20 protein-coding genes, 1 tRNA gene and 2 pseudogenes are annotated in these 26,179 nt (G+C 59.6%); 7 read left to right on the top strand and 16 right to left on the bottom strand.

Annotated elements, in window-relative coordinates:
* Positions 1-137: 137 nt before the first annotated feature.
* The 4 genes from queE to nadA all read left to right on the top strand — a co-directional run bounded on the left by queE (position 138) and on the right by nadA (position 2,947).
* The gene (queE, locus tag ACM6IT_RS00325; protein ID WP_414917241.1) at positions 138-785 is read left to right on the top strand and encodes a 7-carboxy-7-deazaguanine synthase QueE; all 648 of its coding nucleotides are present in this window, start codon (positions 138-140) and stop codon (positions 783-785) included.
* A 1-nt stretch (position 786) separates the two neighbouring features.
* Positions 787-1,479, top strand: a complete 693-nt coding sequence (queC, locus tag ACM6IT_RS00320; RefSeq protein WP_414917240.1) for a 7-cyano-7-deazaguanine synthase QueC — start codon at positions 787-789, stop codon at positions 1,477-1,479.
* 63 nt (positions 1,480-1,542) lie between these two features.
* Positions 1,543-1,618, top strand: a tRNA-Lys gene (locus ACM6IT_RS00315).
* A 270-nt stretch (positions 1,619-1,888) separates the two neighbouring features.
* Complete coding sequence (nadA, locus tag ACM6IT_RS00310; protein WP_056726017.1) at positions 1,889-2,947, top strand: quinolinate synthase NadA; 1,059 nt, start codon at positions 1,889-1,891, stop codon at positions 2,945-2,947.
* Between the two features lie 97 nt (positions 2,948-3,044).
* Here the strand turns inward: nadA and ACM6IT_RS00305 are convergent, their stop codons facing one another.
* The 12 genes from ACM6IT_RS00305 to arcD (ACM6IT_RS00250) form a co-directional block, all read right to left on the bottom strand.
* A complete protein-coding gene (locus ACM6IT_RS00305) occupies positions 3,045-3,533 on the bottom strand; it encodes an RDD family protein (protein WP_414917239.1) in 489 nt (162 codons plus the stop codon).
* Positions 3,534-3,628: 95 nt separating this feature from the next.
* Positions 3,629-3,841, bottom strand: coding sequence for a cold-shock protein (locus ACM6IT_RS00300; RefSeq protein WP_007977299.1), 213 nt, complete (start codon positions 3,839-3,841; stop codon positions 3,629-3,631).
* 403 nt (positions 3,842-4,244) lie between these two features.
* Positions 4,245-5,369, bottom strand: a complete 1,125-nt coding sequence (gcvT, locus tag ACM6IT_RS00295) for a glycine cleavage system aminomethyltransferase GcvT (RefSeq protein WP_414914649.1) — start codon at positions 5,367-5,369, stop codon at positions 4,245-4,247.
* A 36-nt stretch (positions 5,370-5,405) separates the two neighbouring features.
* Positions 5,406-6,782 (bottom strand): L-serine ammonia-lyase, encoded by a 1,377-nt coding sequence (locus tag ACM6IT_RS00290; RefSeq protein WP_414914650.1) that lies wholly within the window; start codon positions 6,780-6,782, stop codon positions 5,406-5,408.
* Positions 6,783-6,968: 186 nt separating this feature from the next.
* Positions 6,969-9,836: an aminomethyl-transferring glycine dehydrogenase gene (gene gcvP, locus ACM6IT_RS00285; protein WP_414917238.1), complete on the bottom strand. Its 2,868-nt coding sequence runs from the start codon at positions 9,834-9,836 to the stop codon at positions 6,969-6,971.
* Between the two features lie 11 nt (positions 9,837-9,847).
* Entirely contained in the window at positions 9,848-10,231 is a 384-nt protein-coding gene (gene gcvH, locus ACM6IT_RS00280) for a glycine cleavage system protein GcvH (protein ID WP_008047373.1), read from the bottom strand.
* Between the two features lie 456 nt (positions 10,232-10,687).
* Positions 10,688-12,196: a sigma-54-dependent transcriptional regulator gene (locus ACM6IT_RS00275; RefSeq protein WP_414917237.1), complete on the bottom strand. Its 1,509-nt coding sequence runs from the start codon at positions 12,194-12,196 to the stop codon at positions 10,688-10,690.
* Between the two features lie 174 nt (positions 12,197-12,370).
* On the bottom strand, positions 12,371-12,733 hold the full coding sequence (locus tag ACM6IT_RS00270; RefSeq protein WP_056726002.1) for a DUF5064 family protein: 363 nt from the start codon (positions 12,731-12,733) through the stop codon (positions 12,371-12,373).
* A 63-nt stretch (positions 12,734-12,796) separates the two neighbouring features.
* Positions 12,797-13,726 (bottom strand): carbamate kinase, encoded by a 930-nt coding sequence (arcC, locus tag ACM6IT_RS00265; RefSeq protein ID WP_414917236.1) that lies wholly within the window; start codon positions 13,724-13,726, stop codon positions 12,797-12,799.
* A 136-nt stretch (positions 13,727-13,862) separates the two neighbouring features.
* Positions 13,863-14,873 carry an ornithine carbamoyltransferase gene (locus ACM6IT_RS00260; RefSeq protein ID WP_056726000.1) on the bottom strand — a complete coding sequence of 337 codons (1,011 nt, stop codon included), beginning with the start codon at positions 14,871-14,873 and terminating at the stop codon, positions 13,863-13,865.
* 81 nt (positions 14,874-14,954) lie between these two features.
* Positions 14,955-16,211 carry an arginine deiminase gene (arcA, locus tag ACM6IT_RS00255; protein WP_056725998.1) on the bottom strand — a complete coding sequence of 419 codons (1,257 nt, stop codon included), beginning with the start codon at positions 16,209-16,211 and terminating at the stop codon, positions 14,955-14,957.
* Positions 16,212-16,262: 51 nt separating this feature from the next.
* Positions 16,263-17,690, bottom strand: a complete 1,428-nt coding sequence (arcD, locus tag ACM6IT_RS00250; protein WP_056725997.1) for an arginine-ornithine antiporter — start codon at positions 17,688-17,690, stop codon at positions 16,263-16,265.
* A 440-nt stretch (positions 17,691-18,130) separates the two neighbouring features.
* Here arcD (ACM6IT_RS00250) and arcD (ACM6IT_RS00245) point away from each other — a divergent pair, with 440 nt between their 5' ends.
* Positions 18,131-19,558 (top strand): arginine-ornithine antiporter, encoded by a 1,428-nt coding sequence (gene arcD / locus ACM6IT_RS00245; RefSeq protein WP_414914651.1) that lies wholly within the window; start codon positions 18,131-18,133, stop codon positions 19,556-19,558.
* Positions 19,555-20,418, top strand: coding sequence for a DNA-3-methyladenine glycosylase family protein (locus ACM6IT_RS00240; RefSeq protein ID WP_414914652.1), 864 nt, complete (start codon positions 19,555-19,557; stop codon positions 20,416-20,418). The genes arcD (ACM6IT_RS00245) and ACM6IT_RS00240 overlap by 4 nt, the downstream gene beginning before the upstream one ends.
* Positions 20,419-20,521: 103 nt before the next feature.
* Here ACM6IT_RS00240 and ACM6IT_RS00235 read toward each other — a convergent pair whose 3' ends face one another.
* The 3 genes and pseudogenes from ACM6IT_RS00235 to ACM6IT_RS00225 form a co-directional block, all read right to left on the bottom strand.
* Positions 20,522-21,868 (bottom strand): CoA transferase, encoded by a 1,347-nt coding sequence (locus ACM6IT_RS00235; RefSeq protein ID WP_414917235.1) that lies wholly within the window; start codon positions 21,866-21,868, stop codon positions 20,522-20,524.
* Positions 21,869-21,949: 81 nt separating this feature from the next.
* A pseudogene (locus ACM6IT_RS00230) lies at positions 21,950-22,480 on the bottom strand (methyl-accepting chemotaxis protein); the annotation flags it as partial.
* A gap of 375 nt (positions 22,481-22,855) precedes the next feature.
* Positions 22,856-23,824, bottom strand: a pseudogene (locus ACM6IT_RS00225) (chemotaxis protein); the annotation flags it as partial.
* Positions 23,825-24,469: 645 nt separating this feature from the next.
* On the opposite strand from ACM6IT_RS00225, the gene ACM6IT_RS00220 reads away from it, so the two are divergent.
* A complete protein-coding gene (locus ACM6IT_RS00220) occupies positions 24,470-25,336 on the top strand; it encodes a hypothetical protein (RefSeq protein WP_156385801.1) in 867 nt (288 codons plus the stop codon).
* Between the two features lie 61 nt (positions 25,337-25,397).
* Here the strand turns inward: ACM6IT_RS00220 and ACM6IT_RS00215 are convergent, their stop codons facing one another.
* Positions 25,398-26,132: a hypothetical protein gene (locus tag ACM6IT_RS00215; protein WP_414917234.1), complete on the bottom strand. Its 735-nt coding sequence runs from the start codon at positions 26,130-26,132 to the stop codon at positions 25,398-25,400.
* Positions 26,133-26,179: the final 47 nt, after the last annotated feature.

The raw sequence follows: 26,179 nt of genomic DNA, 5'->3' as shown, positions 1-26,179 counted from the left end.
CGCTTGTCGCGGGTTTTTTCGTTAGAATTCACGCCCTTTTTATGAAACACGCTTTTAGGGGCCTGCGCTTTGCCGGGGTTCCTTCAAGTGCCTGACGGAGGCGGACAGCCTGTTTAGCTGTTACGCCCGTGGCGACTATGCAAGACACATTGAGAATCACCGAAGTTTTCTACTCGTTGCAGGGTGAAACGCGGACTGCCGGCCTGCCCACTGTTTTTGTGCGCCTGACCGGTTGCCCCCTGCGTTGCCAATACTGCGACAGCGCCTACGCGTTCAACGGCGGAACCATTCGCACCCTCGACGACATCCTCGAGCAGGTTGCAGGGTTTCGCCCGCGTTATGTCTGCGTCACGGGCGGCGAGCCCCTGGCACAGCCAAACGCCATTCCCTTGCTCAAGCGCTTGTGTGACGCCGGTTACGAAGTGTCACTGGAAACCAGTGGCTCCATCGATATCTCGGCAGTAGATTCCCGGGTCAGTCGCGTTGTCGACCTGAAAACCCCGGGTTCGAAGGAAGCACACCGCAATCGCTATGAAAACATTGAGCTGCTCACGCCCAACGATCAGGTGAAGTTTGTCATCTGCTCGCGAGAGGACTATGACTGGTCCGTTTCCAAGCTGATCCAGTACGGTCTCAACCTGCGTGCCGGTGAAGTCCTGTTCTCCCCAAGTCACCATGATCTCAATGCCCGGGATCTGGCGGATTGGGTGGTGGCGGACAACCTGCCAGTGCGTTTGCAACTGCAGCTGCATAAATATCTATGGAATGACGAGCCGGGGCGCTGAAATGACTGAACAACTCAATACTGCTGAAAAACGTGCGGTCATCCTGCTGTCCGGTGGCCTGGATTCGGCGACCGTCGTGGCCATGGCCCGTGCCGAAGGCTATAGCTGCTACACCATGAGCTTCGACTACGGTCAGCGCTCTCACGCCGAACTGTACGCCGCCGAGCGTGTGGCACGGGACTTGGGTGTGGTCGAGCACAAGGTGATCGGCCTGAACCTGAACGGCATGGGTGGCTCGGCGCTGACTGACCGCAGCATCGATATTCCGGAAGAGTTGGGTGAGGGCATTCCGGTGACTTACGTGCCTGCGCGTAACACGGTGTTCCTGTCCCTGGCCCTGGGCTGGGCAGAAGTGCTCGGCGCACGGGACATCTTCATCGGCGTCAATGCGGTGGATTACTCCGGTTACCCAGACTGCCGTCCCGAGTTCATCAAGTCGTTCGAGCGCATGGCCAACCTGGCAACCAAAGCCGGCGTGGAAGGCAATGGCTTCCGTATCCAGGCACCGCTGCAAAACCTCAGCAAGGCGCAGATCGTCCAGGCCGGCGTGAAGCTTGGCGTGAACTACGGACTGACCGTTTCCTGCTATCAGGCCGACGATAACGGTCGTGCATGTGGCAAGTGCGACAGCTGCCGACTGCGTGCAGAAGGCTTTGCGGCGGCCGGAATCAGCGATCCAACCCCTTATTTTTGATTTATTTCAAAATAGGTGTTGAATAGTCCTTAAAAATCAGTATTATACGCGCCACCACACAGCGGGTCGTTAGCTCAGTTGGTAGAGCAGTTGGCTTTTAACCAATTGGTCGTAGGTTCGAATCCCACACGACCCACCATTTTTGGCGGTTTAGAAAATCCGGAAGGCCCACGCAAGTGAGGATTTCCGGGTTTTTTTTTGCCTGCGATTCCTGTCCGCTTCGTTGCGGGCTGCTACGCATCACGCAGGTCAGAATCACCTTTTGCATCCGTCGGATATTCTGTAGCCTTGCGCAGCTTCAACGCTGTCCGTGCCTGATGAATACTCACTTTCCCGGCGGTACCCTGAAGGGTACGGAGCCGGGTGTATACTCGACTTTCGCGCGAATGCGCCTGCAGGTCTTGCGAACATGACGCAAATTTCCGAACGCCTTCTGGTTCAAGCCCACCTCGACGCCAAACAGCCCAAGCCGCTGACCGCCGATGAAGAGGCTTATTACCGTGCCGCCATCGCTGCCGAGCTCAAGGCTCAGGACGCGGTGCTGGTGGCCCACTTCTATTGTGACCCTGTCATTCAGGCGCTGGCCGAAGAGACGGGCGGTTGTGTCTCCGACTCGCTTGAAATGGCCCGTTTCGGCAATGCCCATCCGGCCAAGACCGTGGTCGTCGCCGGCGTGAAATTCATGGGAGAGACCGCCAAGATCCTCAACCCGGAAAAACGCGTATTGATGCCGACGCTTGAAGCGACCTGTTCGCTCGACCTGGGTTGCCCGGTGGACGAATTTTCCGCGTTCTGCGATCAACACCCGGAGCGCACGGTGGTGGTGTACGCCAACACTTCCGCTGCGGTAAAGGCCCGAGCGGATTGGGTGGTGACTTCAAGCTGTGCGCTGGAAATCGTCGAAAGCCTGATGGACAACGGCGAGACCATCATCTGGGGCCCGGACAAGCACCTGGGGACCTACATCCAGCGCCAGACCGGTGCCGACATGCTGCTATGGGACGGTGCCTGCATCGTTCACGAAGAGTTCAAATCCAAGCAGCTTGAAGACATGAAGGCGCTGTACCCGGATGCTGCGATTCTGGTGCACCCGGAGTCGCCGACCTCGGTGATCGAATTGGCGGACGCCGTGGGTTCCACCAGTCAGTTGATCGCGGCGGCACAGAGCCTGCCGAACAAGACACTCATCGTCGCGACCGACCGTGGCATCTTCTACAAGATGCAGCAGCTGTGCCCGGACAAGGTCTTTATCGAGGCCCCAACGGCGGGTAACGGCGCCGCATGCCGCAGTTGTGCGCATTGCCCGTGGATGGCCATGAACACCCTTGAGCGCACGCTCAGGGCGTTGAAGGAAGGGTCGAACGAGATCTTTGTCGACCCGGCGCTGATTCCGCAAGCTATTCGCCCGCTCAAGCGCATGCTTGATTTCACCCAGGCGGCACGGATGAAGCTGGCCGGTAACGCTTAAAGGCCAGAAAGCAAAAGATCGCAGCCTTCGGCAGCTCCTACAGGGTTTTGCATTCCCTTGTAGGAGCTGCCGCAGGCTGCGATCTTTTTTATGGGCGTTACTTTTGTTTCTTTGGAATACGTACGAGCCGGGTATTGGAGTAGATGTCATGCCAGCTGCGTTTCTGCTTGTCGAACAGCGACCAGAAGAATCCCAGGCCAACACACAGCAGTGAAGCAATCGACACCAAAAAGCGCAGCAGCGCCTGCCACAGGCTGATGGACGAGCCATCGGCATTCTGCACGCGGATGCACCAGACCTGCATGCCCAGGGTCTGACCGGACCAGGTCCAGAATTTGGCGAAGAAGCCGAACAGTACGAATAAAAGAACTGTGGAGAGCAGGGGATCGCCGTCCAGCGCACCCGCTTCGGTCAGGATGCGCATCCTTTCTTCGCCGATGATCGCCATCTGGATCATCTTGTAGATGCCGCTGGTGACGATCAGCAGGGCTGTGCACAGCAGGAAATCATAGAACATGGCTGCCAGGCGACGACCCAGGCCAGCGGCGGGGAACTCGCCCTGGGGGGTAAGCAGGTGTTTCGACATGGCAGGCTCTCGGCAAAAAAAGAAGCCATTTTACGGATTTATGCACACAAAAAAGCCCCTGATGTCAGCATCAGGGGCTTTTTCGTTACAGAAGATTAGGCTTCTGCTTGTACTTCGTCAGCCTGCATGCCTTTCTGGCCCTGCACAGCGATGAAAGTCACTTTCTGGCCTTCTTTCAGGCTTTTGAAGCCGTTGCCCTGGATGGCGCGGAAATGCACGAACAGATCCGGACCGCTTTCAGGAGTGATAAAACCAAAACCTTTCTCGTCGTTAAACCACTTGACGGTACCGCTCTGACGTTGGGACATTTCTTATTTCCTTTGACGCAAAAAATTAATGACAGTCTCCTTCTCATGAAAGAGTACTGGGGCTGGTTGCAGGAGAGTAAGAAGACGTCGAACGGGATGTAGCTAACTTGTAGGCTACTGCCCAGGTCACGATTCCAAGCGACCCATGCAAACACAGTGAACAAACTCTACGCCAACTACGGGAGAAAAAACAAGCCCCGTGAAGGCCCCGGATTTCCTCAGGTTGCTGGCAAAGTCAGTCCACTAGTGGGGCCTTATTCTCTAACCTCGTTCAATTGTTTTCGATCGTTATAAGCAAAGTTCATAATCGAAGCTTAGAGCCAAACATTGCACTATTTTATGGCGGTTGCGTTACACATTAGTGCACAGTTAACGCAACCGCGTTACTTATAGGAACAGTCAATCAACCACGATAGTAGCGTTGTGGAACAAATGGCATTTTGCTTACAAGCAAAGGCACCTTTTTCCCACGAACGATTGCCCAGACCGGTGTGTCCAGTGCGATGTAGGCACTGTCGACATAACCCATGGCCAGCGGCCCACCCAGGGTCGGCCCGAAACCACCGCTGCAGACGCTGCCGATGATGTCGCCGGCTTCGTTGACGATCTCGGCGCCTTCACGCACGGGTGTACGTTCCTGTGGTAGCAGACCTACACGTTTGCGGTTCACGCCTGCCTGTTGCTGGGCAAATACGGTTTCGGCGCCAGGGAAGCCGCCGGCCCGTGCGCCATCAGCGCGACGTGGCTTGGAGATCGCCCACAGCAGGCTTGCCTCGATCGGGGTGGTGTCGGTGTTCATGTCATGGCCGTACAGGCACAGGCCGGCTTCCAGGCGCAGGGAGTCACGAGCGCCAAGGCCGATGGCGGCCACTTCCGGTTCGGCCAGCAGGGCACGAGCCAGGGCTTCGGCGTTGGCGGCGGGTACGGAAATTTCATAGCCGTCTTCACCGGTGTAACCCGAACGGCTGACAAAGCAGTCCACGCCCAGCAGCTTCACGCGGGCGAACTGCATGAAGGTCATCTTTGCCACTTCCGGAGCCAGACGCGCCAGTACAGTGACTGCCGCCGGGCCTTGCAGGGCGAGCAGGGCACGCTCTTCGAACAGCGGCTCGATGCTGCACTGGTCGCCGATGTGCTTGCGAAGGTGGGCCAGGTCCTGATCCTTGCAGGCGGCGTTGACCACCAGGAACAGTTCGTCGTTACCCAGGTTGGCGACCATCAGGTCGTCGAGGATGCCGCCGGTCTCGTTAGTGAACATGGCGTAACGCTGCATGCCCACTGGCAGGTCGATGATGTCCACCGGCACCAGGCTTTCCAGGGCTTTGGCGGCATTGTCGCCGGTCAGGCGGATCTGGCCCATGTGCGAGACATCGAACAGCCCGGCCTGGTCGCGGGTGTGCTGGTGTTCTTTCATCACGCCCAGCGGGTACTGCACGGGCATGTCGTAGCCGGCGAAGGGCACCATGCGGGCGCCGAGTTCAATGTGCAGTGCGTGCAACGGAGTTTTCAACAGTTGTTCGGTGGACATATTCAGCTCCTGAAGAAGGGTGCAGATGAGCGCGCATCAGCACTCGATAATGTTGACCGCCAAACCGCCACGGGCGGTTTCCTTGTATTTGCTTTTCATGTCGGCGCCGGTCTGGCGCATGGTGCGGATGACCTTGTCGAGGGAGACGAAGTGTTGTCCGTCGCCGCGCAGAGCCATGCGCACGGCATTGATGGCCTTGACCGAACCCATGGCGTTGCGCTCGATGCAAGGCACTTGCACCAGCCCGCCAATCGGGTCGCAGGTCAGTCCGAGGTTGTGTTCCATGCCGATTTCCGCGGCGTTTTCCACTTGTTGCACAGTGCCGCCAAGCACTTCGCACAAGGCGCCGGCGGCCATCGAGCAGGCGACGCCGACTTCACCCTGACAGCCGACTTCGGCGCCGGAGATGGAGGCGTTTTCCTTATACAGAATGCCGATGGCCGCGGCGGTCAGCAGGAATCGCACCACGCCGTCGTCATTGGCGCCGGGGATAAAGCGCATGTAGTAGTGCAATACCGCTGGAATGATCCCCGCCGCACCGTTGGTGGGCGCCGTTACGACGCGCCCGCCGTTGGCGTTCTCCTCGTTGACCGCCAGGGCGTAGAGGTTGACCCAGTCCAGCACCGACAACGGGTCGCGCAACGACGATTCCGGGTTCTTGCACAACTGCCGATGCAGCGCGGCGGCCCGGCGCTTGACCTTCAAACCGCCGGGCAGGATGCCTTCATTGCGGCATCCGGCGGCGACGCAGTCCTGCATCACTTGCCAGATTTTCAGCAGGCCGGCGCGGGTTTCCGCTTCCGGGCGCCAGGCGCTTTCGTTGGTCAGCATCACCTGGCTGATCGACAGCCCGTATTTGACGCAATGACCGAGAAGATCCTTGGCACTCTTGAACGGAAAGGTCAGGGGGGTGGCGTCTTCGACGATGCGGTCGGCGCCGGCGGCGTCCTCATCGACCACAAAACCGCCGCCGACCGAGTAGTACTCGCGGCTGCGGATCTGCAGGCCCGCTGCGTCGAAGGCGCGAAAAATCATGCCGTTGGGGTGATAGGGCAACGGTTTGCGGATCATCGCCAGGTGTTCTTTCTCGTTGAACGCAATGCTGTGTTCACCGAGCAGGTTCAAGCGGCCGTTGCTGCGAATCTCTTGCAGGCGCGCAGCGACGGTTTCTGTATCCACGGTGTCCGGGTGTTCGCCTTCCAGGCCCAGCAGCACAGCCTTGTCACTGCCGTGGCCTTTGCCGGTGGCACCGAGCGAGCCATACAGCTCGACTTTGACGCAGGTGGTGGCCGTCAGCAGCCCTTCACGGCGCAAGCCTTCGACGAAACGCGCAGCGGCGCGCATCGGGCCGACGGTGTGGGAGCTGGAGGGGCCGATGCCAATCTTGAACAGGTCGAACACGCTTAACGACATGGTGGTTCTCCGGTTTCTTGTTATAGGCGTATCACGGGAGATGCTTTGCGTAGGAGCTGCCGCAGGCTGCGATCTTTTGATCCTGTTTTTTCAAGATCAAGATCAAAAGATCGCAGCCTGCGGCAGCTCCTACAGGAGGTTTGCGGTGTTCTTGAGTGGGGCGGATCAATCCGCCCCCTCATCTGTTTAAGCGTAGCTTTCGATCGACGGGCAGGCGCAGACCAGATTGCGGTCGCCAAACACGTTGTCGACGCGACCGACCGGCGGCCAGTACTTGCCTTCGATCAGCGACGCAACCGGGTACACCGCTTGCTCACGGCTGTACGGGTGCGACCACTCGCCCACCAGCTCCTTGGCGGTGTGCGGCGCGTTTTTCAGCGGGTTGTCGTCCTTGTCCAGGGTGCCGTTTTCCACTGCGCGGATTTCTTCGCGGATGCGGATCATGGCGTCGCAGAAGCGGTCCAGTTCTTCCTTGGATTCGCTTTCGGTCGGTTCGATCATCAACGTGCCGGCCACCGGGAACGACATGGTCGGTGCGTGGAAGCCGAAGTCGATCAGGCGCTTGGCGACGTCATCGACGCTGATGCCGCTGCTGTCTTTCAGTGGACGCAGGTCGAGGATGCACTCGTGCGCCACCAGGCCGTTGCTGCCGGTGTACAGCACTGGATAGTGCTCTTCGAGGCGACGGGAGATGTAGTTGGCATTGAGGATCGCCAGCTGCGAAGCACGCTTGAGGCCCGCGCCACCCATCATACGAATGTACATCCAGGTGATCGGCAGAATGCTCGCGCTGCCGAACGGTGCCGCGCAAACGGCGCCTTCCTTGCGCTCCATCTGTGCGTGGCCCGGCAGAAATGGTGCCAGGTGCGATTTCACACCGATCGGGCCGACGCCCGGGCCGCCACCACCGTGGGGGATGCAGAAGGTCTTGTGCAGGTTCAGGTGCGAAACGTCGCCGCCGAACTTGCCCGGGGCGCAGAGGCCGACCATGGCGTTCATGTTGGCGCCGTCAATGTACACCTGGCCGCCGTTGTCATGAACGATGCCGCAGATTTCGCGGATGCCTTCTTCGAACACGCCGTGGGTGGACGGGTAGGTGATCATCAGTGCGGCGAGATGTTCGCGGTGCTCGATCGCCTTGGCGCGCAGGTCTTCGATGTCGACGTTGCCACGGGCATCGCAGGCGGTGACGACGACACGCATGCCGGCCATCTGTGCGGTGGCCGGGTTGGTGCCGTGGGCCGACGACGGGATCAGGCAGATGTCGCGACGGTCTTCGCCACGGCTCTGGTGGTAGGCACGGATCGCCAGCAGACCGGCGTATTCACCCTGGGAGCCGGCGTTCGGTTGCAAGGATACCGAGTCGTAGCCGGTTGCAGCGCAAAGCATTGCTTCCAGTTCGTCGGTCAGTTGCTGGTAGCCGGCGCTTTGCTCGGCCGGGGCGAACGGGTGCAGGGCGCCGAACTCGGCCCAGGTTACCGGGATCATTTCGCTGGCAGCGTTGAGTTTCATGGTGCACGAACCCAGCGGGATCATGGTGCGGTCCAGCGCCAGGTCCTTGTCCGCCAGTTTGCGCAGGTAGCGCATCAGCTCGGTTTCCGAGTGATAGCGGTTGAACACCGGGTGGCTGAGGATCGGCGACTGACGCACCAGCGCGGCCGGAATGGTGCTGGTGACCGAGGCGGCGAGGGCGGCGAAGTCCGGCAGGGCCTTGCCGTCGGACAGCAGGCTCCACAGGGTTTCAACGTCGGCCTGGGTAGTGGTTTCGTCCAGGGACAGGCCCAGGCGTTCGCCATCGACCACGCGCAGGTTGATGCGCTGGGCGTGTGCCTTGTCGTGCAGGGCGGTGGTTTGCGCACCGGTCTTCACGGTCAGGGTGTCGAAGAAGCTCGCTTGCTCGACGTTCAGGCCCAATGCGCTCAAGCCTTTGGCCAGGATTGCGGTCAGGTGATGCACGCGATTGGCGATCTGCGTCAGGCCTTTCGGACCGTGGTACACGGCGTACATGCTGGCGATGTTGGCCAACAGCACTTGCGCGGTGCAGATGTTCGACGTGGCTTTCTCGCGACGGATGTGTTGCTCGCGGGTCTGCATGGCCAGGCGCAGGGCCGGGTTGCCGAAACGGTCTACGGAAACACCGACCAGGCGACCCGGCATGTCACGCTTGAATGCGTCCTTGGTGGAGAAGTAAGCCGCGTGCGGGCCACCGAAGCCCAGCGGCACGCCGAAGCGTTGTGCACTGCCGATGGCCACATCGGCGCCGAATTCGCCCGGCGCGGCCAGCACGGTCAGGGCCAGCAGGTCGGCAGCCACGGCAACGAGGGCGTTGGCGGCGTGGAAGCGTTCGGTCAGCTCGCGGTAATCGAACACGTCACCGTTGCTCGCCGGGTATTGCAGCAGCGCGCCGAAGAAAGGCGTTACGTCAGTCAGTTCGAGTTCGTCGCCAACCACCACGTCGATGCCCAAAGGCTCGGCACGGGTGCGCAGTACGTCGAGGGTTTGCGGGTGGCAATGCACGGAGGCGAAGAAGGCGTGGCTGCCCTTGTTCTTGCTCAGGCGCTTGCAGAAGGTCATGGCTTCGGCCGCGGCGGTGGCTTCGTCCAGCAACGAGGCGTTGGCGATCGGCAGGCCGGTGAGGTCGCTGATCAGCGTCTGGAAGTTCAGCAGCGCTTCGAGACGGCCTTGGGAGATTTCTGGCTGATACGGGGTGTAGGCGGTGTACCAGGCCGGGTTTTCCAGCAAGTTGCGCAGGATCGGCGACGGCGTGTGGGTGCCGTAGTAACCCTGGCCGATGAAGGTCTTGAACAACTGGTTTTTAGTCGCGATGGACTTGATCAAGGCCAGGGCATCGGCTTCGCTCAAGCCGTCTTCCAGGCCGAGGACACTGGTGCCCTTGATGCTGTCGGGAATCACGCTGGCGCTCAGGGCTTCCAGGGAGTCGAAACCGAGGCTGTTGAGCATGGCTTGCTCGTCACCGGCGCGCGGGCCGATGTGACGTGCGATGAATTCGTTGGCGGTACTTATGTTTACAACGGCAGGATTAATCTGGGTCATGTCAGTGCTCCTCAGGCTTCGGCTTGGGCTTTGATAAGACGGTCGTAGGCGTCCTGATCCAGCAGTTGGGCGACTGCCGAGGCGTCGCTTGGCTGGAAGCGGAAGAACCAGCCTTCACCCAGCGGATCTTCGTTGACCAGTTCAGGGCTGCTGTCCAGCGCCGGGTTCACTTCCAGCACTTCGCCGTCCAGCGGCATGTACACGCCGCTGGCAGCCTTTACCGATTCCACGGTGGCGGCTTCGGCGCCTTTGTCGTAGGACTGCAGCTCAGGCAGTTGAACGAAAACCACGTCGCCCAGGGCGTTCTGTGCGAAAGCGGTGATGCCGACCGTGACGCTGCCGTCAGCTTCGGTGCGCAGCCATTCGTGATCTTCAGTAAAACGCAACTCGCTCATGGAAACTCCTAAGGGGCCAGACTCGTCTGGTGGACGCGATTGAATGCTTGGGCAATGCCCGGTTTATGCGGGAGTACATAGCAAGAACGCGGCCAATGTTGTTTTTATTGTTATTGATCAATGATTTAGGTGGTTTCGACAAAGGCTGAAAATCAATCGTTGTAGCGAAATCGATACGGCATATGTCAATGATAAAAGCCGAGGTGGATCAAAGCCTTGCACAGCCGTGATCGGAGAGGGGTGTAGCGATATCGTTCCGCTGTAGCGCTTTCAGTACAGGTGGAGGTCGTTTTTAAACAGGTGAAGAAGTTTTCGAAGTGACAATCCGTTCCGTAGGAGCTGCCGCAGGCTGCGATCTTGTCGCAGGCACCATAAGATCAAAGTCAAAAGATCGCAGCCTGCGGCAGCTCCTACACAGGTTGGTGTACACAGCCCACCATCTGTCGACGCAAGGCTTCAAGTCTTGTTGGGAATCCCGTACTTGCGCAACCGATGGGCAATCGCCGTGTGGGAAGTTTGCAGGCGGGTCGCGAGTTGCCGGGTCGAGGGATAGCTGGCGTAGAGTTTTTCCAGCAGGGTTTTCTCGAACTCGTCCATGGCCTGTTCCAGGCTGTCGACGTCATGGTCGCCCTGGCGGGCCACCGAGGTGCCGGCGATGTCGAGGTCGCCGATGTCCACCAGGCTGCTTTCGCAAATCGCCGCGGCGCGGAAGATCACGTTCTGCAATTGCCGCACGTTGCCCGGCCAGCGGTTGCCCAGCAGCGCCGGGTAAGTGCCCGGCGCCAGGCGACAGGTCGGGCGCTGGATCTGCGCACAGGCCTGCTGCATGAAGTAGCGGGCCAGCAGCAGGATGTCCTGGCCGCGCTCGCGCAGGGGCGGCACTTCGACGTTGAGGACGTTGAGGCGGTAGAACAGGTCTTCGCGGAACAGCCCTTCGCTGACCATCTTCTCCAGGTCGCGGTGGGTGGCGCTGAGGATCCGTACGTTGACCTTGACCTCACGGTCGCCGCCGACCCGGCGAAAACTGCCGTCGTTGAGGAAACGCAGCAATTTGGCCTGCAAGTACGGCGACATCTCGCCGATCTCGTCGAGAAACACCGTGCCCTGGTTGGCCAGTTCCATCAGCCCCGGCTTACCACCCCGTTGTGCGCCGGTGAAGGCGCCGGGGGCGTAGCCAAACAGTTCACTTTCGGCGAGGTTCTCTGGCAATGCCGCGCAGTTCAACGCCAGAAAGGGGGAGCTGTGCCGGGCGCTGATGGCGTGGCAGGCGCGGGCCACCAGCTCCTTGCCGGTGCCGGTTTCGCCCTGGATCAGCAGCGGTGCATCGAGGGTCGCCACCCGCTGGGCGCGCGCCTTGAGGGTGCGGATCACCGGGGACTCGCCGAGCAAGGCATCGAAACCTTCGGCGTGGTCATGGTGCAGCGCGGAAAGGCGTTCGCCGATGCGGTTCGGTTGGTACAGGGTCAGCAGGGCGCCGGCGTCGGTGATCGGCGTGGCGTCGAGCAACAGGGTCTGGCCGTTGACGGTAATTTCCCGCAGCGGCAGGCGAAAGCCGTGTTCGAGCAGGGCGTCGAGCAACGCCGGGTCGGCAAACAGGTCGCCCACGCTTTCACCGTCCGGTTCGCGACCGTACAGGGCGATCAGGGCCGGGTTGGCCAGCAGCACCTTGCCGTCGCTGTCCAGTGCCAGCACCGGGTCGGTCATGGCTGCCAGCAAGGCGTCGAGCTGCAAGTGCCGGCGCTGGCCGGGCAGGATGTCGACCACCGTCACCGCTTGCACGCCACGCACGCTGAACAGGGCATCGCGCAGTTCCTCGAGGACTTGCGGGCTCAGGGTCGGGGCGTCGATATAGACATTGGGCGGGACCATTTCCACCGCATCCAGGTTCAGATTGCGCCCGCCGAGCAGGGCCAGGACTTCCTGGGTGATACCGACGCGGTCGATGAAGCTGACGTGGATACGCATGGGGCGGTCTTGGGGTCTGCAGTGCGAAGGGTGGCAAGTATGCCTTGGAGGAGGGGGCAGGTGAAATGTCGATGGGGTATGGCTTGAAAAGATCGCAGCCTTCGGCAGCTCCTACGCCGAACGCATTCCCCTGTAGGAGCTGCCGAAGGCTGCGATCTTTTGATCTTCCAAACGTTATTCCAGGTGCTCGGGTTTGACCGGGTCGCCCGATTTCATGTTCAACTGCACCCGCACGTCTTCAAACATTGCGTCGTAATGTTTGTGGATCGAACCGATGTTGCTATGGGTTTTCGGGATGCCATGCTTCTCGGCAATCTTGGTGACGTTGCTGGCGAAGTTGTAGGCCATGTCCTTGGGCAGGAAGAACGTCTCGCTCATGTCCTTGCCCTGGATGTTGCCGTGCATCTTGAACTGCATCCCCTTGCCTTCCTTGGGATCCTGGGCGATTTCATAGTCGATGCAGATGTTGTAGCTGACGTCATCCTTGTTCAGCGCGTGTCGCTCGATGTGCAGGTGACCCGGCTCGAACGTTGCCATTGTTGACTCTCCTTCAAAAGATCTTGAATCAGGGCAAGCCTCAGGCCTGCCCCGCAGTTTCGTTTACTGATAGCTGATGCCCGGTGTCGCCATACTGATGCGCGTGCCGGCCTTGCCCTGGACGATCGCTTCGATGTCCGCGAGCGAACCGATCACTGCGACTTTCCCAGTATGGCGTGCGAATTCGCAGGCTGCCTGCACCTTCGGTCCCATGGAGCCGGCGGCGAAGCCGAGTTTTTCCATTTCGTCGGGGTGGGCCAGGGCGATGGCTTTCTGCGTGGGTTTGCCAAAGTCGATGAAGGCGGCGTTGACGTCGGTGGCGATCACCAGCAGATCGGCTTCAAGCTGTTCGGCCAGCAGCGCCGAGCACAGATCCTTGTCGATGACCGCTTCGACGCCCTCGAGTTTGCCGGGCGAGGTATACATGGTCGGAATGCCGCCACCGCCGGCGCAGATCACGATGCTGCTTTTTTCCAGCAGCCATTTGATCGGGCGGATTTCGAAGATGCGCTTCGGTTTCGGGCTGGCGACCACGCGACGGTATTTGTCGCCGTCCGGGGCAATGGCCCAGCCTTTCTCGGCGGCCAGTGCTTCGGCCTCATCCTTGGTATAGACAGGGCCGATGGGTTTGGTGGGGTTCTTGAAGGCCGGGTCATTGGCATCGACTTCGACCTGGGTCAGCAAGGTCGCGAAGGGCACTTCGAAGTCCAGCAGGTTGCCCAGTTCCTGTTCGATGATGTAGCCGATCATGCCTTCGGTTTCGGCACCGAGCACGTCCAGCGGGTAGGGCGAAACCGAGGTGTAGGCCGCCGCCTGCAAAGACAGCAGGCCGACCTGAGGGCCATTGCCGTGGGCGATGACCAATTGGTTGCCGGGATGGATCTTGGCGATCTGTTCGGTGGCGATCCGGATGTTGGCGCGCTGGTTGTCAGCGGTCATGGGTTCGCCCCGGCGGAGCAGGGCATTACCGCCCAGAGCAACGACGATACGCATGGTGCAGTCCTTCTAGAGTAGGAGCTGCCGAAGGCTGCGATCTTTTGATCTTGCTACTGATCTTCAAAGATCAAAAGATCGCAGCCTTCGGCAGCTCCTACGGGTCAGTGAGCGATCAAGAGGACATGATCAGCCGTTATAGATCCGCCAGCGTCGACACCAGAATCGCCTTGATGGTGTGCATGCGGTTTTCCGCTTGCTCGAAGGCGATGCAGGCCGGCGACTCGAACACGTCATCGGTCACTTCGATGCCGTTGTTCAGGAACGGGTACTGCTCGGCAATCTGCTTGCCGATCTTGGTGTCGCTGTTGTGGAACGCCGGCAGACAGTGCATGAACTTGGTGCGCGGATTGCCGGTGGCTTTCATCAGTTCGGCGTTGACCTGATACGGCAGCAGTTGCTGGATGCGCTCGGCCCAGGCTTCGACCGGCTCGCCCATCGACACCCAGACGTCGGTGTGGATGAAGTCCACGCCCTTGACCGCGGCTTTCGGGTCTTCGGTGAGGGTGATGCGCGCGCCGCTTTCTTCGGCGTACTGTTTGCAGCGAGCCACCAGGTCGTCCGCCGGCCACAGGGCTTTTGGCGCGCAGATGCGCACGTCCATGCCAAGCTTGGCGCCGATCAGCAGCAGGGAGTTGCCCATGTTGTTGCGCGCGTCGCCCAGGTAGACGTAGCTGATCTCGTGGATCGGCTTGTCGGCGTGCTCGCGCATGGTCAGCACGTCGGCGATCATTTGTGTCGGGTGATACTCGTCGGTCAGGCCGTTGAACACCGGTACGCCGGCGAACTTGGCCAGCTCCTCGACGATTTCCTGTTTGAAGCCACGGTACTCGATAGCGTCGTACATGCGCCCGAGTACGCGGGCGGTGTCCTTCATGCTTTCCTTGTGGCCGATCTGCGAGGAGTTCGGGTCGATGTAAGTGACGTTGGCGCCCTGGTCATAGGCTGCAACTTCGAACGCGCAGCGGGTGCGGGTCGAGGTTTTTTCGAAGATCAGCGCGATGTTGTTGCCCTTGAGATGCTGCTGTTCGGTGCCGGTGTACTTGGCACGCTTGAGGTCGCGGGACAGGTCGAGCAGGTAACGCAATTCGCGAGGGGTGTGGTGTTCCAGGCTCAGCAGATTGCGGTTATGGATATTGAACGCCATTTTGGATCTCCTAAGGTGTCGGTTATCCCCTTGGCCTGCGCATGCCCTTGGGTAGAGGGCCGCGCGGGCCAAGGTAATAGGTTAGTAGTCAATCGGGTCGCGGATGATCGGGCAGGTCATGCAATGGCCGCCGCCCCGTCCCCGGCCGAGTTCGCCGGCGCTGATGGTGATCACTTCCACACCGGCCTTGCGCATCAGGGTGTTGGTGTAGGTATTGCGGTCGTAGCCGATGACCACGCCCGGTTCCACGGCCACTACGTTGTTGCCGTCGTCCCATTGCTCGCGTTCGGCGGCGAAACTGTTGCCGCCGGTTTCCACCACGCGCAACGCCTTGAGGTTCAGGGCCTGGGCCACGGTGTCGAGGAAGTTGGTTTCTTCTCGGCGGATGTCGATGCCACCGGCCTTGCTTTCATCGGGACGCAGGGTGAAGGCGACAATCTGGTTCACCACTTCCGGGAAGATCGTGACGAGGTCGCGATCGCAGAAGCTGAACACGGTGTCCAGGTGCATCGCCGCGCGGGATTTCGGCAGGCCGGCAACGATCACTTTCTCGACCGCCTTGTTTTTGAACAGGTTCACCGCCAGTTGGGCAATGGCCTGGCGCGACGAACGCTCGCCCATGCCGATCAACACCACGCCGTTGCCGATCGGCATCACGTCGCCACCCTCAAGGGTGGAGTTGCCGTGGTCTTTGTCCGGGTCGCCGTACCAGATCTGGAAGTCGGCGTTGGTGAACTCGGGGTGGAACTTGTAGATGGCGGTGGTCAGCAGGGTTTCCTGACGGCGCGCCGGCCAGTACATCGGGTTGAGGGTGACGCCGCCGTAGATCCAGCAGGTGGTATCGCGGGTGAACTGGGTGTTGGGCAGCGGCGGCAGGATGAAGCTGGAGTGGCCGAGGAAGTCGCGGAACATCTCGATGGCCTTGCCGCCGAAACTGGTGGGCAAATCGTCACCCGATACGCCGCCGATCAGGAACTCGGCGATGTGACGTGGCTCCAGGCTGCGCAGCCACGAAGCGGTTTCGTTGATCAGGCCCAGGCCCACCGAGTTGGCGGTGATCTTGCGTTCCAGAATCCAGTCCAGGGCTTCGGGAATGGCGACGATGTCGGTCAGCAGGTTGTGCATTTCCAGTACATCGACGTTGCGTTCGCGCATCTTGGTAACGAAGTCGAAGTGGTCGCGCTTGGCCTGGGCCACCCACAGCACATCGTCGAACAGCAGTTCATCGCAGTTGTTCGGGGTCAGCCGCTGATGGGCCAGGCCTGGGGAGCAAACCATGACTTTGCGCAGTTTGCCGGCTTCGGAATGGACGCCGTACTTAACTTTTTCCGTGGTCATTACAGTGATCCTCCAGATGACAAAACAGGGTTGTGCTTCTAGAAACAGGAGTTAAAGGGTCAGGAAGCCGTCATAGAGGCCGTAGGCCGCCACCACGGCGCCGACGACCACCGCAGCGAAAATCAGCTTCTCGACGTTGGTGAAAACCGGTTTGTTGATTTCCAGCTTGGCCTTTGCAAAAAGGATCACGCCGGGGGCGTAGAGCAGGGCGGACAGCAACAGGTATTTGGTGCCGCCGGCGTACAGCAGCCAGATCGCGTAGATCAGGGCCACGGCACCGATGATGAGATCCTTCTGCCGCTCGCCCGCCGCGCCTTCGTAGCTTTCGCCACGCACCGCCAACAGCAACGCATAGGCCGCCGACCACAGGTACGGCACCAGGATCATCGAGGTGGCGAGGTAGATCAGCGACAGGTAAGTGCTGGCCGAGAACAGCGTGATGATCAGGAAAACCTGGACCATGGCGTTGGTCAGCCACAGGGCATTGACCGGTACATGGTTGGCGTTTTCCTTGCGCAAAAACGCCGGCATAGTGTGGTCCTTGGCGGCGGCGAACATGATCTCCGCGCACAGCAGCACCCACGACAGCAGCGCCCCCAGCAACGAGATGATCAAACCGACACTGATCAGCACCGCGCCCCAGTGACCGACCACGTGTTCCAGCACGGCGGCCATTGACGGGTTCTGCAGTTTGGCCAGTTCCGGCTGGGTCATGATCCCCAGCGACAGCACATTCACCAGGACCAAAAACAGCAGCACGGTGACGAAGCCGATCACGGTGGCTTTACCCACGTCGCTGCGTTTTTCCGCCCGGGCCGAAAAGATGCTCGCGCCTTCGATGCCGATGAACACCCACACAGTGACCAGCATCATCTTGCGCACCTGGTCCATCACGCTGCCCAGGTCCGGGTTCTTCAGGCCCCAGATGTCAGCGGTGAAGATGTCCAGTTTGAAGGCGAACAAGGCGATCAGCATGAACAGTAGCAGCGGCACGATCTTGGCGACGGTGGTCACCAGGTTGATGAACGCTGCTTCCTTTATTCCTCGCAGTACGAGGAAATGCACGGCCCAGAGCAGCACTGAGGCACCGATCACGGCAGCAGGGGTATTCCCCTCCCCAAATAGCGGAAAGAAATAGCCGAGCGTGCTGAACAACAAGACGAAGTAACCGACGTTGCCCAGCCAGGCACTGATCCAGTACCCCCAGGCGGACGAGAAGCCCATGTAGTCGCCGAAACCGGCCTTGGCGTAGGCGTAGACCCCGCCATCAAGATCGGGTTTGCGATTGGCCAGGGTCTGGAACACGAATGCCAGGGTGAGCATGCCAACGGCAGTGATCGCCCAACCGATCAGAATGGCGCCGACATCCGCGCTGGCGGCCATGTTTTGTGGCAGGGAAAAGATCCCGCCACCAATCATCGAACCCACGACTAACGCGACCAGCGCGCCGAGTTTGAGTTTTCCGGGAGCTTCAGACATTGCATGACTCCAATGCAGGAGAAGAGAAACAACAGACTAATTCCGTTGAATATCAAATCAGCTGACTTAGATCACAAAATGAGAGCTTTTCCAGTTTTTAGCGAAGTGCCATCATTTGCAGGGCGGCTGTCTGTAATGCTTGTTCTAGAGCCTTTTGTGGATTATTTAAGTACTTTTAGAATTTGTTTCGAATTATGACGCTAGTTGGTTTTTCAAAAATCGCAACTTTTCCTCGCGGGTTTTTTGTACAAAATTGATGTATTGGAAAAACCTATACAACAAATGATTATATCGGCGCCTCTAATAGCCGTTTTGTGCAAGTAAAAGACCTATGTTGGCGTTATCCAATAAACGTTATTACTCTTCAACAGTTTAATTGACGCCCGTTATGTGACGATCTCGCGGCAGTTGTCGCCCCTCAGAAAAATGGAGATGCAACGATGGCGCAATCACCGAACAAGCTTCGCCTGAGCGCCTTGATCGCGTTGGTGGTGGGTTCGATGATCGGTGGCGGGATTTTTTCCCTGCCGCAAAACATGGCGGCCAGGGCCGATGCCGGGGCGATCCTGATCGGTTGGGCAATCACCGCCGTCGGCATGCTGACCCTGGCGTTCGTGTTCCAGACCCTGGCCAATCGCAAGCCGGAACTGGACTCCGGGGTGTACGCCTATGCCAAGGCCGGGTTTGGCGACTACATGGGCTTTTCTTCGGCCTGGGGCTACTGGATCAGCGCCTGGCTGGGCAACGTCGGCTACTTCGTGCTGCTGTTCAGCACCCTCGGTTATTTCGTTCCGGTCTTTGGTGAAGGCAACACGCCGATTGCCATCGTCTGCGCTTCGGTGCTGCTCTGGACCGTGCATTTTGTGGTGATGCGCGGGATCAAGGAGGCGGCGTTCATCAACCAGGTGACCACGGTGGCGAAGATCGTGCCGCTGATCATGTTCATTGTGATCGCCGCCGTGGCGTTCAAGGCGGACATCTTTACCCTCGATATCTGGGGACGCAACAATCCGGAATTCGGCAGTGTGATGGATCAGGTTCGACACATGATGCTGGTCACCGTGTTCGTGTTCATCGGTATCGAGGGCGCCAGTGTCTATTCGGCCCGGGCAGAGAAACGCTCCGACGTGGGCCGCGCGACGGTGATCGGGTTCATTGGGGTATTGGCGCTGCTGGTGCTGGTGAACGTGCTGTCGCTGGGGATCATGACCCAGCCGCAACTGGCGAAATTGCAGAACCCCTCGCTGGCGGCGGTGCTTGAACATATCGTCGGCCCTTGGGGGGCGTTGCTGATCAGCGTCGGCCTGGCGATTTCGCTGTTGGGGGCCTTGTTGTCCTGGGCGCTGCTGTGCGCCGAAATCCTGTTCGCCACGGCGAAAGACAAGACCATGCCGGCATTCCTGACCAAGGAAAACGCCAACCGTGTGCCGGTCAATGCGATGTGGCTGACCAACTCGATGATCCAGTTGTTCCTGCTGATCACGCTGTTTTCCGCCGGCACCTACACCAGCCTGATTTATCTGGCGTCCTCGATGATTCTGGTGCCGTACCTGTGGTCGGCGGCCTATGCAGTGTTGTTGTGCGCACGGGGTGAAACCTACCAACAGGCACCCGCCGAACGGATCAAGGACCTGCTGATCGGTGGCATCGCCCTGGGCTACGCGGTGTGGCTGCTGTATGCCGGCGGCCTGAAGTATTTGCTGCTGTCGGCGTTGCTGTATGCGCCGGGTGTGATCCTGTTCGCCAAGGCTCGTAACGAGCAGGGCAAGCCGCTGTTCACGGTGGTCGAGAAAGGCATTTTCACCTGTGTCATCGGGGGGGCGGGGTTGGCGGCTTATGGGTTGTACAGCGGGGTGCTCAGCCTGTGAGGGTGTTGCTGGAATACCAGCCGCCTTTTGACTGGCCGGCGTTGCTGGGGTTCTTGTCGGCGCGGGCGATCGTGGGTCTGGAAAGGGTGGTCGAGGGTGTCTACTCGCGCAGCATCGACTTGCATGGCGTACACGGTACGTTTTCGATCCAGCCTGCCGCATCCGATGCGCTTGAGCTGACCCTGGACTTTCCGGATGCTGGTGCCGTGCCCGAGATCGTTGCGCGAGTGCGGCGAATGTTCGACCTGGATGCCGAGCTGTCCACGATTCACCGGCACCTGGCGGTTGATCCGCTGATGGCGCGGTTGATTGCCGAACGCCCGGGCCTGCGCGTACCGGGAGCGTGGGATGGGCTGGAACTGGCGATCCGCGCGGTACTGGGGCAGCAGATTACGGTGGTGGCGGCGATCCGGTTGGCGGGCAAACTGGTAGCGCGGTACGGCACACCGTTAAATTCAGCATTGCCGGGAGTGACCCATGTTTTTCCCCAGGCCAGGGTTTTGGCAGACGCAGATCTGGCGACGCTGGGCATGCCGAAAAGCCGAGGCCGGACCTTGTCGGGGGTGGCTCAGGCATTGCTCGATGATCCGCGATTGTTTGAGCCCGGCCGGGAAGGGGGCATAGCGCGGTTGCTGGCCTTGCACGGGATTGGTGACTGGACGGCGCAATACATTGCCTTGCGTCAGTTGCGAGAGATGGACGGGTTTCCCAATGGTGATGTGGGGCTGATCAATGCGATGGCGGCACTGGAGGGTGGGCCGGTGACAGCGAAGCAGTTGCTGTTGCGGGCTGAAGGGTGGCGGCCTTATCGAGGGTATGCGGCGCAGGTGTTGTGGACTTCCTTGAGTCGGGTGGACTGAGCTGATCTGGTTTTTGTGTTGCTGTTTCTGGCGCCATCGTCGGAACGCCGCCCGGAGCAAGCTCGCTCCGGGCGGCGTTCCGACGATGGCTATCTAAAACTCACTACCACTGCGCGCAATGTGAACCCAATTCGGTTGCCGATAGCGCCCATTGCAACGGTGTCCCAGTCATCTTCAATGGGGCGTGCAACCGATGCGCTGGCCCCCACGGAGTCTGCTCCACCATCACCCCCTGATCCTGCTCATCTTCCGCACGTAACGCTTCAATCGTCCCCGGCCCATGCTCGATCAACAACCTCGCCGTACGCGCCAACGACAATCGCGCCGAACCCCCGATACCGTCATTCAACCGCTGCGCCAACAACCTGATCGCACTGGCCGCCATCAAGTACCCGGTGGCGTGATCGAGGGCTTGCACCGGCAGTGGCGTCGGCTTGTCCGCCTGCTTCCAGCGCATGCCCGCTTCGGCAATGCCACTGCTCATCTGCACCAGGCTATCGAAGCCCCGTCGGTTTTGCCAAGGGCCGCTCCAGCCATAGGCGTTGAGGCAAACATCGATCAGGTCGGGGTTCAGTTGCCGGCGTTCATCCATGCCCAGACCAAGTCGCTCCAGCGCATCGGCGCGATAGCCGTGGAGCAGAATGTCGGCGTCCTTGAGCAGACACTCGAATACAGCGCGATCGGAGCTGTCGTTCAGATCAAGACGCGCGCAACGTTTTCCCAAGGTGACCTCCGGTACCACCCCGGGCTCGTTCCAGGTCGGCGGATCGATGCGCAAGACATCGGCGCCCAGGCCTGCCAGAAAGCGACTGGCGATGGGACCTGCCAGTACTCGGGTCAAGTCCAGCACCTTGATGCCGGCCAGCGGGCGAGCCACTGAACCAGTCCAGGGTTTGCGGCTCTGGATTGGATGGTTGGCGAACAGAACCAAGGGTTCGGCATTCACTGCCTGGCCTTGAGGATGGACCTGCCATTGTTCCCAGGTGCGCATTTCGGCAGCGCAACCACCGGCATTGACCACCGCCTGCTCCAGCTCGCTGTTCGCCCATCGAGCCACTTTGTCGGCCATCGCTGCGCGGTCGATACAGTGGCCGAGCACGCTTTCGGCAGCGGCGCGGTGATGGGGTGCGTTGGTGTGCAGGCGAATCCAGCCATCGCGGGTGGCGTAGTCACCGGCCACCGGGTCCCACAACGGCGGAATGCTCCAGCCAAGCGGACGAATCGAGGTTGCGAACCAGAATGATGCGAGGCGTCGGTCGACCTCAAGGTCGGGCAGGTGCCCGGTTTGCTGGTGCAGCAGTTCGCTGACGGCCTGGCCTGCGGCAGCGATGCCGGCGCAGGCCAGATCCGTGACGGCAAACGCCGAGGGCAGGGCGCCGCTGGACGTGAATGGAATCGGGGTGTGAGGCAAACCGAGTGCGGCTTGAATGGACGTGAGCAGATCAGTCATCGAAGGGCCCTCCGGAGCGAGAGCCCGATCTTAGATCAAATCAGGTGACAAGCCCGCTCCCACATTTATCGGTGGTGCTTCCTAAACGCGGAACTGATCCATCAACTTCATCTGGTGGGTGGTCAGGGCGTTGAGTTGGCTGCTGATCTGCGCCGACTCGGTGGCCTGGCCGGTCAGGGTTTCGGTGACGGTGCGGATCGCCGAGACATTGCGGTTGACCTCTTCGGCGACGGCGCTTTGCTGTTCGGCGGCGCTGGCGATTTGCAGGTTCATGTCGCTGATCACGGTGACCGCGTCGCTGATCTTGCCCAAGGCCTGGACCGCCTGCTGGATCTGTCCGGCGTTGCTGTGGGCCTGGGTCTGGCTTGAGTGCATGGTGGCGACCACGCCGCGGGTGCCGGACTGGATGCGTTCGATCACCAGGCGAATTTCTTCCACCGAGTCCTGGGTACGCTTGGCCAGGTTGCGCACTTCATCGGCGACCACCGCGAATCCCCGGCCGCTTTCACCGGCACGGGCGGCTTCGATGGCGGCGTTGAGCGCCAGCAGGTTGGTTTGTTCGGCGATACTGCGAATCACCTCCAGCACCGAACCGATCTGCTCGCTGTTGGCCGCGAGGGCTTCGACTTCGGTCACGGCCTTGCTGACCTCTTCGGCCAGTTGATTGATGTCGCGGGTGCTGCGTTCGATGATCGACATGCCGTCGCGGGCCGACTGGTCGGCACCCTTCGCCGCGTTGGCCGCGTTCGAGGCGCTGTTGGCGACGTCGTGGGCGGTGGCGCTCATTTCGTTGGACGCGGTGGCGACCTGGTCGATTTCGCGGAATTGCACCTGCATGCCTTCACTGGTCTGGCGGGCGATTTCCGAAGACTGGTCGGCGGTGCCTCGGGCATCGGTGATGCTTTGCTTGATCTGCGCGATGGTCGGTTGCAGCTTGTCGAGGAAGCGGTTGAACCAGCTCACCAGTTCGCCCAGTTCGTCTTTCTTGCTGTAGTGCAGGCGCTGGGTCAGGTCGCCGTCGCCGCTGGCAATCGCCTTGAGCATGTCGGCCACGCTGTTGATCGGGCGGGTCACGCCGGACGCGGTGAGCCACATCAGCAACAGCCCGAGCAGACCGGCAATCACTGCCACCGACAGCGCCTTGAGCGTGCCGCTTTGCTGGGCATCGTCGAGTACCGCTTGCAGCTTCACCGAGTCGGCCAGCAGCACTTGCCGGGGCAGGTCGATCACCACGGCCCAGGCCTTGGCGTCGGCAATCGGGCTGACCGGGTACACCGCGCGGATCAACTCGCCTTGCTGGAGAATCTTCGGCGCGCCATTGCCGAGCAATTGCAGGATGTCCTTGCCATCGCCGCCCAGGGTGTCGCCGATGTTCTTGCCGACTTTGCCGGCATCGACACTGTAGGCGGCCAGCACGCCAGTGCCGGAAACGATCAGCATGTGCCCGGCACTGTTGAACAGGTCGCGCTGGGAGTCGACCGCCGCCGCTTGCAGGGCGTCGAGGGCGATGTCGATACCGACCACGCCGATGGACTTGCCATCCACCAGCAGCGGTACGGAAATGGTGGTCATCAACATTTCCTTGTTGCCGACCGTATCGGCATAGGGGTCGAGCAGGCAGATGCGCTTGCTGTCCCGCGGACAGGTGTACCAGACGTTGTACGGCGTACCGCTGAGGTTCAGGGTAGTCTTGGTCATGTCCTCTTCGACCATGATCGTGTTGAGGGCATCACCCCCGGCGCGGCTCCAGTACGTGGCGAAACGTCCGATCTCGTTGGATTGGCGGGCGGCGTCATTGACGAACTCGCTGTCCTTGCCATCCAGGCCGTTGGGTTCGAACGCCAGCCAGATCCCCAGCACCTTGCTGTTGCGCTCGAACGCGGTTTTCAGGCTCTGGTTCAACTCTTCACGCAGGGCGCCGGGTTCGAGGGCGCGCTTGGCGGCCAGGTTGCGCATGTCCTGGATCTGGTCCGCGAGAGCAGTCACCACCGTCAGGGTTTCACCGAAGGTCTTCTGCACCCGCACGGCTTGCTCGGCGGCCTTGGCCTGGAGCAGGTCCTGCACACTGGCGGTGAGCATCCTGCTGCTGGAATCGCTGACCAGGTCATCGTTCTGATTGGTCTGATAGATGTTCATGCCCACTATCAAGGCGACTACGCCCAGCAGGCACAGACCGGACAGCAGGACGATTTTCAGGCGGATGGACAGTGAGTCGAACATAGGGCGAGCTCGCGAATGGATGAAGTGTTGGCTGTGGGCCGTCGCGGCTCACTCGCTAAATCCATTTAGCGCCGATCAATGCACATCGGCGTGGCGATGAGGTTACATGAGGGGCATCCCGACGAACGGTAATGGTTGAACGTTTGCGCAGGAAAATGTGCCGAAAATTGGGCTAAAAAGAGAAAAAAGCGCGGGAGCGCTCAGGGTGGTTACGCCAAGGATTCCGGCTTCGAGCCGCCCTGAGTGAAACTCTCGAAATACATATGTACCGCTTCTCATTAAGGGCAGACCGCTTAAATACGCGGGCCACCTCGGTGGAACGATTGCGGAAGTTTTCGGATCCGGCATCTGACAGAAAATAATGAGAAGGACTTCATGTGTATGACTTGTTTTAAAGGGATAGGGTTTCGCTCGGTAGCATTGTTTTGGGGGATGTTATTGGCGGCAGGGACGGCACCTGCGATGTCTTTTCTGAACTCGGCCGCAGTTTCGGGTATCGCGTCCCAAATAACCCCGGCGGCCACGGTACTGCCGGACAAACTGAACACCCTCAAGGAAAGTCTGGCTGACGAAGCGGATGTGAAACATTACAGCTTCGTGGCTGTGCGGGGCCAAGATGTGTTGATCCATGCGGGTGACACGAAAGGCGGGCCATTGATGTTGGAATACAATCGCAACGGACGCTGGGCTGCTATTCCTTGGGGGGCACCTTTCACGGTGTCTGGCCTGAAGCCGAATGAGGAAGTTCAGGTTCGCATCTCGAAAAAGCCGTCTGCTCCCTTCGTAGCGGGTGATATCTACAAGCTCGAGTTTGGCTCAGCGCCTTACTACACCGACAGTCGTGTCCAGGGCGATACCGGTGATCTGCGGCACTACTGGGCGACTACGCAGGCCTACCGAGTCTTGAATTGGTCGGTCCGGTTGAGTGATTCGACAGGACAGCCGGTCGAAGGTGCTACCGCCACTTTGAAGTTGGACAAAGGGACGGATAAGACCCCATACGACCTTGTAACGGATGTTACCGGTAATGCCATGGGTGTCGTTCAGTTGGGCGGGTGTTATGGGCAGCTGAAGTCTGAGCCTTTCTGGACCAGCAGTGGCAAGTATCGATATAAGTGGGAAGTTGAATATAACCTGGGACATTGGTTGATCCAGATTCAAGGCAAAGAGGCGTCGGGGGTGGGAGGACACAACGTACCGAATGTTTCATTCGCACATATATGTTATCAGAATATGTTGCGTAACTAAGCCTGTCAGGTCCCCGGCAAAGCGCACATATATGTTCGCTTTGCCGGGTTTTATCGAACGATCAGGCCTCGATGTGCAGGCCCTGTTTTTTCTCGATCGGATTCTTCTCGGCCTTTTTATGCAATTGATCCAGCCAGGAGTCTGGACTTCCCAGGTCCAGCGCACCTTTATTCAGCAGTAATCCATAGTCAATCATCTTGTGGAAGTTGCTCAGGTCCAGTTTTACCTTGCCCTCAAACTGTGGCTTATCCAGCTGAGTCAACTCGATTACGGCCTTGGCGTGCTTGAGGGTCAGGGGTTGCAAGCCTTTGGCCTCGTTCAACAGGGTATTCAATATTTCCTCATCCCTGGCAGTCAGGGTGTCGGGGGGCGAAGTGACTTTCAACTGCCCGTCTTCGGCCACGGTGAAGCCCAATACGTTATGGGCCAGACCAGACCATTTGCTTTGCAGGTCTTTTTTGAAGTCGGAGTAAATCCCTTCCATTCTTTTGAGCACCAGATCTGCCTGGAATGCATGATGTCTAATCATTGAATTTCTAAAGCTTTCTATCAGAGGGGGTAGGTCATAGAACCCGCTAAGTGATTCGAGCGAATTCAAAAAATCATCCACCTCATTCAGTTTTTCGCTGCTGAGATTTCTAGCTACACCTTGAGGCGCTCGGAGTTTCTCGATGGTCAACCTTAACCTGTCATCCATTACCGAAATGTCGAATTTCTCAGGCTGGGCTTTTTCCGTGTTCGCTTTCAATGTTTGCGGATACGGAACTTGAAAAGATGCAGCGGCACTTACATTCATGTCAGCTTCTCGTCGTGGGGTTTCATAGTGCTTAACGGCCAACCCCG

Origin of the sequence: Pseudomonas sp. IT-P4, from assembly GCF_949767755.1 — a bacterium.
GTDB lineage: Bacteria > Pseudomonadota > Gammaproteobacteria > Pseudomonadales > Pseudomonadaceae > Aquipseudomonas > Aquipseudomonas monachiensis.
Note: the sequence above shows the minus strand (reverse complement) of the source record. Positions and strands in the feature narration are given on the sequence as shown.

Coding starts and splice junctions, on each gene's coding strand:
- ACM6IT_RS00260 (WP_056726000.1), bottom strand. CDS start 14,873: ATGGCGTTCAATATCCATAACCGCAATCTGCTGAGCCTGGAACACCAC.
- nadA (WP_056726017.1), top strand. CDS start 1,889: ATGACGCAAATTTCCGAACGCCTTCTGGTTCAAGCCCACCTCGACGCC.
- ACM6IT_RS00275 (WP_414917237.1), bottom strand. CDS start 12,196: ATGCGTATCCACGTCAGCTTCATCGACCGCGTCGGTATCACCCAGGAA.
- gcvH (WP_008047373.1), bottom strand. CDS start 10,231: ATGAGCGAGTTGCGTTTTACTGAAGATCACGAATGGCTGCGCACCGAA.
- ACM6IT_RS00300 (WP_007977299.1), bottom strand. CDS start 3,841: ATGTCCCAACGTCAGAGCGGTACCGTCAAGTGGTTTAACGACGAGAAA.
- ACM6IT_RS00270 (WP_056726002.1), bottom strand. CDS start 12,733: ATGGCAACGTTCGAGCCGGGTCACCTGCACATCGAGCGACACGCGCTG.
- arcD (WP_056725997.1), bottom strand. CDS start 17,690: ATGTCTGAAGCTCCCGGAAAACTCAAACTCGGCGCGCTGGTCGCGTTA.
- ACM6IT_RS00220 (WP_156385801.1), top strand. CDS start 24,470: ATGACTTGTTTTAAAGGGATAGGGTTTCGCTCGGTAGCATTGTTTTGG.
- ACM6IT_RS00290 (WP_414914650.1), bottom strand. CDS start 6,782: ATGTCGTTAAGCGTGTTCGACCTGTTCAAGATTGGCATCGGCCCCTCC.
- ACM6IT_RS00235 (WP_414917235.1), bottom strand. CDS start 21,868: ATGACTGATCTGCTCACGTCCATTCAAGCCGCACTCGGTTTGCCTCAC.
- queE (WP_414917241.1), top strand. CDS start 138: ATGCAAGACACATTGAGAATCACCGAAGTTTTCTACTCGTTGCAGGGT.
- ACM6IT_RS00215 (WP_414917234.1), bottom strand. CDS start 26,132: ATGAATGTAAGTGCCGCTGCATCTTTTCAAGTTCCGTATCCGCAAACA.
- arcC (WP_414917236.1), bottom strand. CDS start 13,726: ATGCGTATCGTCGTTGCTCTGGGCGGTAATGCCCTGCTCCGCCGGGGC.
- queC (WP_414917240.1), top strand. CDS start 787: ATGACTGAACAACTCAATACTGCTGAAAAACGTGCGGTCATCCTGCTG.
- gcvT (WP_414914649.1), bottom strand. CDS start 5,369: ATGTCCACCGAACAACTGTTGAAAACTCCGTTGCACGCACTGCACATT.
- arcD (WP_414914651.1), top strand. CDS start 18,131: ATGGCGCAATCACCGAACAAGCTTCGCCTGAGCGCCTTGATCGCGTTG.
- gcvP (WP_414917238.1), bottom strand. CDS start 9,836: ATGACCCAGATTAATCCTGCCGTTGTAAACATAAGTACCGCCAACGAA.
- arcA (WP_056725998.1), bottom strand. CDS start 16,211: ATGACCACGGAAAAAGTTAAGTACGGCGTCCATTCCGAAGCCGGCAAA.
- ACM6IT_RS00305 (WP_414917239.1), bottom strand. CDS start 3,533: ATGTCGAAACACCTGCTTACCCCCCAGGGCGAGTTCCCCGCCGCTGGC.